This window comes from Corynebacterium sp. HMSC072G08 (assembly GCF_001809185.1).
In the GTDB taxonomy this organism is placed as follows: domain Bacteria; phylum Actinomycetota; class Actinomycetes; order Mycobacteriales; family Mycobacteriaceae; genus Corynebacterium; species Corynebacterium phoceense.
In genome coordinates, this window is sequence record NZ_KV796428.1 from 128466 (window position 1) to 141287 (window position 12822).

A 12822-nucleotide genomic window follows, 5' to 3' on the forward strand; every position below is an offset into this window, starting at 1 on the left:
TCTGCGTCAAGGTTGCTTACAGGTCGAGGGTCTCGACCCACTCCTTCGCGATGCTCTCGGCGGGGACTTGGCCATTGACGCTGCGCGCGTTCATGAGGAAAAGTCATCCACTCCAAGTATCGCCAACGTCCGCCGCTCCGTCACGACAGCACGCCGCCGCTACCGCACATGAATCTAATACCAAAACAGACCAAGCGGTTCATCTACACTTTGAACCAGACGCCTGGACACTCAATCCGGGTTTCGCCATGAAATCGATTCGCCCCTCCGCAGAAAGGATCGCCGCTAGATGTCGTACCCCACGTTCGCGCTCGAAGGCGAGCTCGCCTTCACCGATATCGGAACCCTGCGGACTGAGGCGGGCGCCGAAATCCCTGCGGCGACCATTGCCTATCAGCACTGGGGTGCTTTCGCCGGCGACCCGGATGGCGCCAATAACGTCCTCCTCATCGAGCACGCGCTCACTGGCGACTCCGACGCAGCGGACTGGTGGGGCGATCTCATCGGACCTGGCAAGGCGCTCGACACCACGCGCTGGTGCGTCGTATGCACCAACGTCATCGGCGGCTGCAAGGGCTCTACCGGCCCCGCCAGCAAACACCCGGACGGCGGCACCTGGGGCTCACGCTTCCCGGCACTTTCCATTCGCGACCAAGTCCAGGCGGAAAAGCAATTCCTCGACGCGCTCGGCATTCACCGCGTCCACGCCGTCATCGGCGGCTCCATGGGCGGTGCCCGCACGCTGGAATGGACGCTGCTCTATCCCGAAAAGATGGACGCCGCCTGCGTCATCGCCGTGTCCGCGCGTGCCTCCGGCTGGCAGATAGGCATTCAAACCGCACAGATTTCCGCCATCGTGCGCGACCCGAATTGGGTCGGCGGCGATTACTACTCCACCGGCAAAGTCCCCGGCGACGGCCTCGCCGCCGCCCGCCGTATCGCGCACCTCACCTATCGCGGTGAGCAGGAAATCGACGAGCGTTTCGGCGCCCAGCCCCAGCGCGGCGAAAATCCTCTGGGTCCCTACCGCAGCAACGACCAACGCTTCGCCGTGAACTCCTACTTGGACTACCAGGGCGCTCGTCTCGCCGATCGCTTCGATGCCGGCAGCTACGTTGCGCTCACGGAATCCCTCAACCGCCACGACATCGGCCGCGGCCGCGGCGGACTCATCAAAGCGCTCGCCCAAAGCAAAGTTCCCACCATGGTCGTCGGCGTGGACACAGACATTCTGTACCCCTACCACCAGCAGGAACACCTCTCCCGCAACCTCGGCAATCTCCTCGCCATGGCGAAGGTCGTCTCCCCGGTCGGTCACGACGCCTTCCTCACCGAGACACGCCAGATGGACCGCATCCTGCGCAACTTCCTCACGCTCTCCGCGCCGGATGGCCTGAACTTCGGCCCGGCCTACGTCGGCGACGAATACTACATCTAATCGCCGACGCCGCACTCACACTCTCCGGAGCATGTGCTGCCGCGCGCCTAGAACTTCACGCCGAAACGCGCGAGTGCCTCGCGCGCCTGAAGCTGAATCTGGGTCCACTTGCGATCGATAGCCACCATGACGCGCTTACAGCACGACTAACTCCCCAGCGCGTCCACCGACGTCGACAGGAAAAGCATCGCCGCGCCCACAGCTGCGGTGAAGACGGCGTCAAAGTGGCGCGAACGCACCGCGAGAATGCCCACGCGCTCTGAGTCGCAGGTCAGACGCACGACGGTGAGCCACAGCAGCCCAGTACCCAGCGCAAAGGACGCACGCCGCCAGTGTTCAAACGCAGCAAAGCCTGCCGATGCCGCCACCAACACGACGAAGATCCCAATCATCACCCATTGCACGGTGCTCGGCAGCCGCGAGGCCTTGAGACCGATGTCGTGCGGATTAGCCAGGGACAGCCCCTCCGGAGTCGTCTGCGCAGACGCGGAACGAGCAACCGAGCGGCGCGGGTCGTGCTGGTCGCGCTGTGGCTCCATGCCGTGCACGCTCTTAGGCCTGGGCAGCAAGTTGCTCGGCACGCTCGACGATGTTGTAGACAAGGAACGCACGCGTGAGAGGGCCCACGCCGCCCGGGTTCGGGGAGACGAAACCGGCCTTCTCCCAGACGTCCTCGGCCACGTCGCCAGCGAGCTTGCCGTCGACGCGGGAGACTCCGACGTCGAGCACGGCCGCGCCTTCCTTGACCATGTCCGCGGTGAGCATGTGTGCCTTGCCGGCGGCAGCGATGATGACGTCCGCCTCGCGGGTCTCCGCGGCAAGGTCCTTCGTGCCGGTGTGGCACAGCGTGACGGTGGAATTCTCGCTGCGGCGGGTGAGCATGAGGCCGATAGGGCGGCCGACCGTGACGCCACGGCCGATGACGACGACTTTGGCGCCATCAAGCTCCACGCCGTAGCGGCGCAGCAGGTGGATGCAGCCGTTCGGGGTGCACGGCAGCGGGGCCGGCTCATTGAGAACCAGCTTGCCCAGGTTCACCGGGTGGAGGCCATCGGCATCCTTGTCTGGATCGATGCGCTCGAGGATTTTGTTTTCGTCGAGGTGCTTGGGCAGCGGCAGCTGCACGATGTAGCCCGTGCAGTTCGGATCCGCGTTGAGCTCGTCGATGACAGCTTCGAGTTCTTCCTGCGTGGTTTCCTCCGGCAGATCCTTGCGGATGGAGTTGATGCCCAGTTGCTCGCAGTCACGGTGCTTCATCTTCACGTAGGAATGGGAGCCCGGGTTGTCGCCCACGAGGACCGTCGCCAGGCCCGGGGTCACCCCCTGCTCCTTGAGCTTCGCCACACGAGTGGCCAGGTCTGCAAAGATCTCGTCGCGGTACAGGGTGCCGTCTAGTTTGGTAGCGCTCATGCCCACCATCCTAGACTGAGCACTATGAGCCAGCTGCACATCGTCTTTGATAACCCCGTCATTCCTACTAATACGGGCAATGCCATTCGCACCGCCGCCGTCACCGGTGCCACGCTCCACCTCATTGAGCCGCTGGGCTTCAACTTCGATGACAAGCACTTAAAACGCGCTGGCCTCGACTACCACGACCTGGCAGATCTACAGATCCACAAGGACTTCCAGGCCTGCATGGATGCCCTACCCGGCGCGCGCGTCTTTGCCTTTACCACGCACACCACCAAGTGGTTCACCGATGTCGAGTACCGCGACGGCGACGTGCTCCTCTTTGGCACCGAGCCCACCGGCCTGCCCAAGGAACATCTCGAGCACCCACGCATCACCGAGCAGGTCCGCATTCCGATGATGCCCGCGCGTCGCTCGATGAACCTGTCGAACGCCGCCTCGACCGCCGTCTTCGAGGCGTGGCGCCAGCTGGGCTTTGAGGGAGCTGTCTAGTCCCGCCTCGACGTGCTCTGCGCAAGATCAGCGCGTGGGAGGACACCCTCAAGCACAAGCCCGAATCCACGCCGGAGTAAAGCTCACCGTCTTAGGCTTCTGGCTCGCCGTCCCCGGCCTCGGGCACGGCGGCGAGCTCCGGCAGACGCCGGGCGCGCAGGCGCTCCATGAGGAGGGCGGCATCGGCAGGCTCGAGCTCTTCGGCGGCCATCTTCACGGGACCGTTGACGAGCTCGAAGCGCACCGTGCCTACTGTGAGCAGCTGCGCGAGCGGCCCCGCCTTATAGGTGACCTCCTGGATGTGCGGCAACGCGACGGCCATGACCCGGCGCGTGAGCCGCCCGCGATGGACGATGGCTACGCCCTCATGCAGGGTCACCGACTGGCGCGCACGGTCCATGGGCGACGCCCACCAGGCCCGGCGCGGCGAGGTAAACGTGGGCTGGGTATGGCCTTCTGGCAGGGCTACGGCGTCGATCTCCGCAGGCGAGAGATCGGAGACCACCGCGAACATCGCGAGCGCCTGCTCGCGCGTGCCCACCGGGACGATGCGCGTGGAACCCGACTGCTTGCCGCCTGCCGTGCCATAGCCAGCGACGGAGACGTGCACCTCGTACCAGCCGAAAGGCCGCCACGTCCACGGCTGGGACACGCGCACGCCATGGATGCGCGAGAGACGAATAGCCTGCCGGCGCCTATCCGCCAGACCATAGTTCACGTTGAGGACGCCACGGTCCGCGTCGAGGCGCGCGCTAAAACGCCACGAGGTGTCGACGAGATTCCACATAGACGGCACGAAACCAACGATGATGGGGATAACCGAGGCATTCGCCACCGGTAACGCAAGCAGGCCGAAAGCCACGGCGACCATCACGAGGGTGCCGGGTCGCAGGGCCTCTGCGAGAAGCGTGCGGCCAATGGGAATCTCCGGCAAGACCGCCGAGTGCTCCGCGTCCTCCGACTCTGTCACCGCACCGCCGTCCGCCATGGGTCGCGCATGCACGTGCGCCAAGACCTCGCGGCGCACCTCCTCCGCCTCGGGCTTGGGCAGATACCCAATCTGGATAACCGACGCGGTGCCGCCGGCGGTTTCCACGCGCACCTGCGCCAGTCCGAAGATGCGGGCGATGACGGACTCGACGACGTCGACGGCTTGAATGCGGTCATAGCGCGCCGAACGGAAGGAATTAGACAGCACGCCGTGGCGCAGCGATACCTCTTCTTCGTCGATTTTGAAGCCCAGCTTGCGCCACCACAGCTCGCTCACGAACCAGATGACGACGCACACCACGACAAAACCCGCGAGGGTGAGCAGCGAGTCGCGCCCCATGTCCCGCCAGTGGCCGTCGCGCAGGTAGGTCACGAAGTCCGCGACCATCTCTAGGTTGAAGTTGAGGATAAAGATCGCGACGATGGCCAGGATGAGCGACCAGAACCGCAGCAACGGCGTGAGGCGATGGACGCGGCGGAAACCCTCCTCGTCGACCGGCATGCGGCCACGCGCGTGACGGCTCACAGCCCGCTCATCCTCTCGCGTGCTTGGACTGCCAGCCGTTCGCGCAAGGCGTCAGCTTCTGCTGCCGGCAATCCCTTAATGGTGGCGTCCGTGCCTGCCGATGCCGTGTGCAGCTTCACCGTCTTCATCCCATAGGCCCGCGCCACAGGCCCCGCCGTGACATCGACGAATTGAATGCGGCCATAAGGCACGACCGTAAACTTGTGCCACAACTTGCCCTTGGTAATGAGCAGCTCATCCTCAGTCTCGAGCCATCCCATGTTGCACACCTGCGCCGGAATGAGCCACAGCAGCCATACGAAGAGCACGGCGAAGAAGGCCGTACCGATGTGCCACCACGGTCCCCAGAAGTACGCCGCCACCACGCACGTCACCGCACAAAGGACAGTCCACGTGAGGTTGACGATATAGCGCACCTTCACCAGCGCGGGCGAGACCGCATTCATATTCGGCGGAACGACAGGATTCATGATGGTCACACTAGCAAAAGGCCAGTGTTTTCTTCGCGCTACTTCTGGTTGCCAGAGTCTTCCTCCGCGACGCTGTCAGTCGCGGCGGTATCCTCCCCCATCGCCTCGACAACGTCCTGGATATCCGCGTGCCCACGCTCACGTGCTTCTTCTTCGGAGATGTACTCACCCTCCTCGTAGTCGTAGGGGATGGGCGTGCCTTCCTCGTCCGTGCGCACGTACCACTCGGTGGCTTCTTCCGAGGTGGAGTCGAAATCGGCGCCGGCCGCGTACTCCGAGTCAGGCTCGGTGGGCTCGACGGCAAGCGCGAAGTCGTCGCCGTGCTCGCGCACGCCTTGAACCACGGCGTTGGCAAGTGCGTGTTCCTCGTAAGACTGGCGAATGACGGCTGGATCAAAGCGCAGCTCACGAATGAGAGCGACGACCATGAGCACGATGATGAACGCGAACGGCAACGCCGTGACGGTGATGAAGTTCTGCAGGCCCTGCAGCGCCTGCTGGCCACCGGCGACGAGGATAACGACGGCGATGCCCGCCATACACGCCACCCAGAAGATGGTCACCCATTTCTTGGGATGTGGGTTGCCCCGCTGCGAAAGCTGGGAGTTCACCAGGGACGCGGAGTCCGCCGTCGTAATGAAGAAGACGGCGAGCATGACGACGACCACCGGTGCGATGAACTGCGCGCCCGGCAGGTGGTCGAGCACGATAAAGAAGATCTCCGCCGCAGCCGGCATGGAGTCCGCCGTGCCATCCGGCGCGATGGTGCCCTGCGTGCGCTGTATCCACATGGTCGTACCGCCCAGAATGGTAAACGCCGCAACGATGATAAACGACGGGATAAACAGCACGCCGAAGACGTACTGACGGATGGTGCGCCCGCGCGAAATCTTCGCCACGAACACGCCCACGAAGGGCGACCAGGACACCCACCAAGCCCAGTAGAAGGTGGTCCAGCTCGACAGGAACTCCTGCATGTCCTCGCCCTGGCCCATATTCGCGCTGAGCATTTCCGGAGACTTGGAGATGTACTCGATGATCGTCGCGGGCAGCACGTTGGCGAGGAACGCGGTAGGGCCGACAATAAAGAAGAACAGAGCGAGGACGAGCGCGAGTGCCAGGTTGATATTAGATAACCAGCGCACGCCCTTGGCAACGCCGGACACGGCGGAGATGATGGTGCCAATGGACAAGACAACGATGATGCCGATGGCGAGCGCGTTGCCCGTCGGTGACCACCCAGAGACGACTGTGACGCCCTGGGAGATCTGCATGGCGCCGATGCCCAGGGAGGCCGCGGTACCGAAGAGCGTGGCGATAATAGCCAGACCATCAATGATGCGGCCCTGCCACGAGTCTGTGGATTTCGCACCGAACAGCGGCATGAGGATGGAGCTCATGAGCGGCACGCGTCCGCGCCGATAGGACACGTACGCGACGGCGAGGCCGACCACGGCGTAGATGGCCCACGCGTTGATGCCCCAGTGCATGGCAGCCTGGGCGAGCGAACCCATGATTGCTTCTTCCGATGCCGCCTCATAAGCGCCCGGCCGCGGCGAGAGGTAGTACGTGAGCGGCTCGAACGGACCGAAGAAGATGATGCCGATGCCGATCCCGGCACCGAAGAGCATCGCCGCCCAGCTCACCGTCGAGTATTCGACGTCCTCGCCGTCGACGCCAAGCGGGATGCGCCCGTACTTCGACACCGCGAGGTAGAGCAGGAAGAACAAGAGTCCGGCGGCGAGCGTGGTGAAGACCCACCCGAAGTTGTGCATGACCCAGGTCAGAGCCGTAGACGAGATGTCAAAGACCTGTTGTGGCTTGGCCACACCCCAGACGACGAAGGCGATGATGAGGCCACCCACGACGAAGAGGATGGGTTTATCCACGCCGTAGCGCACTTTCTGTGAGTCGATGGACACGCCAGGCACCAGCGCCGGGTGGATATTGTGCGGATAAATGATGTCTTTGAGAATCCGCTTGGCGGTGCGCGTGCGGCTGCGGTCCGCCACGGTGGGCTCCACCGTGGTCGCTGGTTTCAGCCCGTGGGCATCGGCCCGCGGGCTGGCGTGCGCGTTGCGTTCAAAGTTCGACGCGCGGTCATCGGCTTGGTCACCGGAGGAATTCGAGACCCCCGAGACGCCGTCAGAATTTTTCTTACTGCTGTCTCTATTCATTGCGTGAAAGCTTTTCCATGATTGGTCTACTAACTCCTTACCCATTCAGGCTAACGAAAATCTGCAGCGCACACACCCAAACGCTGCAGTTTCCCTAAATACAGACACATTGCTTCTGCCCCGAATGCCCGTCCCTGTGGCTCGCGCCCCGAGGCACTCGACGAGTACGAGCTCCAGCGCCTCGCCGAGGCCCGCAACGATGGTCTCCGCGCTGCGCTCATGGCGAGCATCGGGCTCCTCATCGTTACCGGCCTCATCGCGGTCAGCGCCCGCCTCACCGGCTTCATGGACGGCGTCTTCGTCGCGCACATCTACTTCAAGCTCATCTGCGCCCAGCTCGCCTTTGTCCCCTTCACCGTCACCCGCTCCCTCGCCGGAAAAATCAACCGCGACGAGCTCATCTCCTCCGAATAACCCCATCCCGCCTAGTTCAAAGGAAACGACCATGTCACGTCAGAACTTCTTGCACCTTGCACTTGTTTCCCTCGTCCCGCTACTTGTTGCAGTCGCGCTCAATTCCCTCGAGATAGAGTGGGCCATTTATCTCTGGGTCTTTGGCATAATCCTCATGTTGGTGGCGATTGGAGGTCTCCAAAAGACTATTGGCAAAGACAATTCGGATCCCGGTTTCGCGGACGAATACCAGCGTGCACGCATCGATCGCGCGCGCCCCCATTCGTTGAGCTTCGCTCTCTTCGTTCTGGGCGGACTTATGGTAGCGCTGCTATTCCTCCCGCTCCTCAATCTCACTGGTTCAGACATCCCGTGGCCAGAAGTACTCCGCTCCGCGGGCATGCTCGCTGGCGTGCTTATGTTTGGAGTCTCGCTAACCCAGCTCGGCACCATCTCGCTGGGCATGAGCGCAGACGAGCGCGCCGACTCTACACCCGCCACTATCTAAAGTCCCGCGACCCCCTTGAGAGCCACTCGGATAATTCGAGTGGCTCGAGTTTGTCCGCGGCCACGGTCACCGCCCCCGAGGCATTCTGCACGATGCCGCGCACGACGAGCGCCCGCGCCGTGCGCGCGAGCGTCTTATGCCGCGCCCACAGCCCGGGCGTCACCATGACGTTGAGCAACCCCGTCTCGTCTTCCAGTCCAAAGAAGGTCACGCCGGACGCGGTCTGCGGCCGCTGGCGGTGCGTGACAATCCCCGCGATCCGCACGCGCGAGCCATCCTCCACACGCTTGAGGTCGCGCGCCGTGAGCACGCCGTGCAGTTCTAAGTTCGCGCGCACGAAATCCATGGGCTGATGGTCAGCCGTCACCCCGGTCGCCGCAATGTCCGTGGCCATGAGCTCGAACGCGCTCATCCCCGGCAGCGACGGCGCCTCAATCGCGGAGAGCCCCGGCAACATCCCGGTGCGTTCCGTCGCGGCCACGCCCGCCTGCCACAGCGCCTGGCGGCGGTCCACGCCGAAGCAATCCAGCGCGCCCGCGGTCGCAAGCGCCTCGACCTGCTCGACATTAAGGTCCGCCCGGCGTGCAAGGTCTGAGATATCCACAAACGCCGCGCTTGCCGATGCCGCCTCCACCCGCTCCGCAGCCTTCCCACCCAAGCCTTTGACCAGGTTGAGGCCCACGCGGATGCCAAAGCCGCTGGCAGAGCCTTCGACCGGCACGACGCGGGCTTCCTTGCCCGACGCATTGACGTCCACCGGCAAGATCGAAATCCCGTGCCGCCGCGCGTCTTGGATCAGCGATTGCGGCGAGTAAAAGCCCATGGGCTGCGCGCGCAGCAGGCCAACGCAGAACTGCGCCGGATAGTAACGCTTGAACCACGCCGAGAAATAGACGAGCGAGGCGAAAGACTGCGAGTGCGACTCCGGGAAGCCGTAAGCCGCAAACGCCACAATCTTGTTCCACAGCGTGTCCGCGGTCTGCCCCGTGATGCCGTTGGTCTCGCGCAGGCCGGTGTAGAAGCGGTCGCGCAACGCCGCCATCTTCGCCGGCGAGCGCTTGGAGCCCATCGCGCGGCGCAGGCTGTCGGCCTCCGCACCGGAAAATCCCGCAGCGTCGACAGCAATCTGCATGAGCTGCTCTTGGAACAGCGGAATGCCCAGTGTCTTGCCCAGCGACTTCTCGAGCACCGGGTGCTCATACGTCACCGGCTCAATCCCATCGCGGCGGCGCAGGTACGGGTGCACCGAGCCGCCCTGGATGGGGCCCGGTCGGATGAGCGCCACCTCCACCACGAGGTCAAAGAAGCGCCGCGGTTTCAGGCGCGGCAGCGTGGACAGCTGCGCGCGCGACTCAACCTGGAACACACCCACAGCATCCGCGCGGCAGAGCATGTCGTAGACTTCCCCGTCCGCGAGGTCCAGCTCCCACAGGTTGACCACGCGTCCGGTCGTTTCCTCCACCAGATCGAGCATGTGATGCAGAGCTTCCAGCATGCCCAAGCCCAGTAGGTCGAACTTCACGAGCCCCGCCGCCGCGCAGTCATCCTTATCCCATTGCAGGACCGAGCGAGCTTCCATGCGCGCCCACTCCATGGGCACGACGTCCGAAATCGGCCGGTCGCACAGCACCATGCCACCGGAGTGAATGCCCAGGTGCCGCGGTTGTCCCTTGAATTGTTCCACAAGCTGCCGCACGTTCTCCGGCGGCTCGCCCTTGCCCTTGGCCCATGCGTCCGCGGTGCCCTGCGGGTAGCCCAACGCGCGGGCCGCGTCGCGCGTGGCGCCCTTGCGCCGGTACGTAATGACGTTGGCGACCTGCGCCGCGCGCTCGCGCCCGTGTGACTCGTAGACATACTGGATGACTTCTTCGCGCCGCCCTGACTCGATGTCGATATCGATATCGGGCGGGCCGTCACGGTCCGGCGAGAGAAAGCGCTCGAAGAGCAGGCCCGCGGAAATCGGCTCGGCGTTGGTGATGCCCAACGCGAAGCACACTGCGGAATTCGCCGCCGAGCCGCGACCCTGACACAGGATATTCGTCTTCTTACAGAAGTCCACGAGGTCGCAGACGATGAGGAAGTAGCCTGGGAAGCCGAGCTTCTCGATGACCCCCAGCTCATACTCGATCTGCGTCCACGCCCGTTCCCTAATATCGGCGTCACGCGAAGCGTAGCGGACTTCGGCACGTTCCCACGTGAGGTGCTCGAGCCAGGACATCTCCGTGTGCCCCTCCGGCACGCCATAGTCCGGCAGACGCGGGGCGAGCGAGGTCCACGTAAAGGAGCACTCCTCCACCACGCGCAGCGTTTCCGCGAGCAGCTCGGGGCGCCCCGGCAGCAGTTTCGCCATCTGCGCTCCGCCGCGCATCCAGCTCGCCCCCATGGGATGCGCATTAGGCTCCGCCTCGCCCACGGAGTTGCGGCGCGCAAGCGCCCGCTTTGCACCGGCCAGCCGCGCGCGATCGCGGGTCGCCGCCGCGGGCCGCGCCGTCGCGATGGCGCGCAGCCCGGGCCGACGGTCGCGCAGCTCGTCGAGCGCCGCGTGGCGGTCCGCGTCCTCCGGCAGCTGCTCGCAGACATACTCCAAAACCAAGCTGTCTATTTTTATTCTTTCGCTAAAGATATCGAAAGAGTCAATCCACTCGTGGCCCAGAAGATAGAGACATTCCTCCCCCAGATCGTCCAGAATCGCCTCGAGCGGCGGGTAGGCAACCTCGCCTTTTGCGCGCGCATCCATGCGCGCGCGGGCGACGAGTCGACTCAGCCGCCGGTAGCCTTCCGGCGTGCGCGCGAGCACCGTGAGCCGCCGGCCTTCCGTCGCCACAATTCCCGCAGGACGCGTGCCGCGCGCCGTGTCGCCAGGCGCCCGCTCGACCGAGAGCTCCACGCCATAGACCGCCGGTAAACCCGCCTCCGCTGCGGCTTCCACAAACTTCATAAGGCCATAAAAACCGTCCCTATCCAGGATCGCGAGCCCCGAGAGCCCCAGCTCCAGCGCGCGGGCAACCATATCCTCTGGTTCCGAGGCACCGTCAAGGAAAGAGTAGGACGAAACGGCATGGAGCTCCGCAAAGGCGGGACCCTGCGCGCGGCCCCGCGCGGCGGCATCGGAAGCCCCGGCGAGAGCCACCTCGAGCGCCGAGGGGGCATCGGCAGGCACGGGCGTAGGCCCAGGGCGGCCGGACAGGATGCGCTCCACGCGTGACCACGGCAGCGCCTCGCCTCCATTGAACCTCATGCGCCACATGATATTTCGAAAACTCGTTCCAATCAAAACTTTCCGTTCGTCCGACCCGGGATAGACAAAGCGGTTCGTTCGTTGCTACGTTGAGCAACAGCAAATTACCCCAAGTAAGAAAGTCTCCATCATGTTCCTCCGTCGCGTTCTCGCCACCACCGCCGCCGTGGCCATTTCCGCCACCGGCCTCGCCGCCTGCTCTTCCTCCGATTCGTCGGATTCCGCCTCCGGCGATAACCCCACCATCAAGGTCGGCACGACGGATGCCTCCAAGAAGGCCTGGGCCGCCTTCGAGGACGAAGCTAAGAAGGAAGGCTTCAAGGTCGAAATCCAGAACTTCTCGGATTACACCACCCCGAACCAGGCCCTCGACCAGGGCGCCCTGGATACCAACAACTTCCAGCACCTCAAGTTCCTCTCCGAGTACAACAAGGCCAACGGCACCGACCTCGTGCCGATCGTCGCCACCGAGATCGTTCCGCTCGCCCTGTTCTGGAAGGACCACGACTCCCTCGACGGCATCGAGGGCCAGGAAATCGTTATCCCGAACGACTCCACCAACCAGGGCCGCGCCATCAACGTGCTCGTCCAGGCTGACCTGGTCAAGCTGAAGAAGGAAGGCCTCATTACCCCGGCCATCGCCGATATCGACGAGGGCGCCTCCAAGGTGAAGGTCACCGCCGTCGATGCCGCCCAGACCCCGGCCGCCTACGGCGAGGGCACCCCGGCGATCATCAATAACTCGTTCCTCGACCGCGCCGGCATCGACCCGACGACCTCCGTCTTCCAGGATGACCCAAACTCCGAAGAGGCCGAGCCCTACATCAACGCCTTCGTCGTTCGCGCCGAGGACGCCACCAACGAAAACATCACCAAGCTCGCCGAGGTCTGGCATTCCGATGCCGTCCAGGCAGCCGTCTCCGAGGACTCCAAGGGCACCTCGGTTGAGGTCGAGCGCACCCCGGAGGAGCTCAAGGCCATCGTCGACCGTCTCACTGAGCAGCTCTAGTCCCGACCCCTCTCCCCTTCCCCTTTCACTCCCGCACCCCCGGCTCCCTGCGCACGCACCGGGGGTCGCACCCCTTTTCACCACCGTCTTCTTGTTAAATACGGTGCAGCAGACGCTGTAGTGACGCTGCAGTCGACATTGTCAGCCGCGTCGGGCACACTCAAAGCC

11 protein-coding genes are annotated in these 12822 nt (G+C 64.1%); 5 read left to right on the forward strand and 6 right to left on the reverse strand.

The window, feature by feature from the left end; genetic code table 11:
* The first annotated feature begins 289 nt into the window (after positions 1-289).
* Positions 290-1438, forward strand: coding sequence for a homoserine O-acetyltransferase MetX (locus HMPREF2559_RS07955; RefSeq protein ID WP_066484850.1), 1149 nt, complete (start codon positions 290-292; stop codon positions 1436-1438).
* Positions 1439-1584: 146 nt separating this feature from the next.
* Here the strand turns inward: HMPREF2559_RS07955 and HMPREF2559_RS07960 are convergent, their stop codons facing one another.
* Both HMPREF2559_RS07960 and HMPREF2559_RS07965 read right to left on the reverse strand, forming a co-directional pair.
* Complete coding sequence (locus tag HMPREF2559_RS07960) at positions 1585-1977, reverse strand: DUF3017 domain-containing protein (protein ID WP_082723159.1); 393 nt, start codon at positions 1975-1977, stop codon at positions 1585-1587.
* Positions 1978-1990: 13 nt separating this feature from the next.
* Positions 1991-2848: a bifunctional methylenetetrahydrofolate dehydrogenase/methenyltetrahydrofolate cyclohydrolase gene (locus HMPREF2559_RS07965; protein WP_066484849.1), complete on the reverse strand. Its 858-nt coding sequence runs from the start codon at positions 2846-2848 to the stop codon at positions 1991-1993.
* Positions 2849-2872: 24 nt separating this feature from the next.
* Here HMPREF2559_RS07965 and HMPREF2559_RS07970 point away from each other — a divergent pair, with 24 nt between their 5' ends.
* Positions 2873-3343 (forward strand): tRNA (cytidine(34)-2'-O)-methyltransferase, encoded by a 471-nt coding sequence (locus HMPREF2559_RS07970; protein ID WP_066484846.1) that lies wholly within the window; start codon positions 2873-2875, stop codon positions 3341-3343.
* A 91-nt stretch (positions 3344-3434) separates the two neighbouring features.
* Here the strand turns inward: HMPREF2559_RS07970 and HMPREF2559_RS07975 are convergent, their stop codons facing one another.
* From HMPREF2559_RS07975 to HMPREF2559_RS07985, 3 genes are read right to left on the reverse strand one after another with little or no spacing between them, the layout of a single operon-like run.
* Positions 3435-4859, reverse strand: a complete 1425-nt coding sequence (locus tag HMPREF2559_RS07975; protein WP_369799403.1) for a PH domain-containing protein — start codon at positions 4857-4859, stop codon at positions 3435-3437.
* On the reverse strand, positions 4856-5329 hold the full coding sequence (locus tag HMPREF2559_RS07980; protein ID WP_371325680.1) for a PH domain-containing protein: 474 nt from the start codon (positions 5327-5329) through the stop codon (positions 4856-4858). The genes HMPREF2559_RS07975 and HMPREF2559_RS07980 overlap by 4 nt, the downstream gene beginning before the upstream one ends.
* 38 nt (positions 5330-5367) lie before the next feature.
* Complete coding sequence (locus HMPREF2559_RS07985) at positions 5368-7506, reverse strand: BCCT family transporter (RefSeq protein WP_082723158.1); 2139 nt, start codon at positions 7504-7506, stop codon at positions 5368-5370.
* A 219-nt stretch (positions 7507-7725) separates the two neighbouring features.
* On the opposite strand from HMPREF2559_RS07985, the gene HMPREF2559_RS07990 reads away from it, so the two are divergent.
* Positions 7726-7920, forward strand: coding sequence for a hypothetical protein (locus HMPREF2559_RS07990; protein ID WP_066484840.1), 195 nt, complete (start codon positions 7726-7728; stop codon positions 7918-7920).
* Between the two features lie 31 nt (positions 7921-7951).
* Entirely contained in the window at positions 7952-8407 is a 456-nt protein-coding gene (locus tag HMPREF2559_RS07995) for a hypothetical protein (protein WP_066484837.1), read from the forward strand.
* On the opposite strand, the gene HMPREF2559_RS08000 is transcribed toward HMPREF2559_RS07995, so the two are convergent.
* Positions 8400-11645 (reverse strand): error-prone DNA polymerase, encoded by a 3246-nt coding sequence (locus HMPREF2559_RS08000; protein WP_070540241.1) that lies wholly within the window; start codon positions 11643-11645, stop codon positions 8400-8402. The two genes, HMPREF2559_RS07995 and HMPREF2559_RS08000, sit on opposite strands and share 8 nt — an antisense overlap.
* 130 nt (positions 11646-11775) lie before the next feature.
* Here HMPREF2559_RS08000 and HMPREF2559_RS08005 point away from each other — a divergent pair, with 130 nt between their 5' ends.
* Complete coding sequence (locus HMPREF2559_RS08005) at positions 11776-12654, forward strand: MetQ/NlpA family ABC transporter substrate-binding protein (protein ID WP_066484834.1); 879 nt, start codon at positions 11776-11778, stop codon at positions 12652-12654.
* Positions 12655-12822 lie beyond the last annotated feature (168 nt).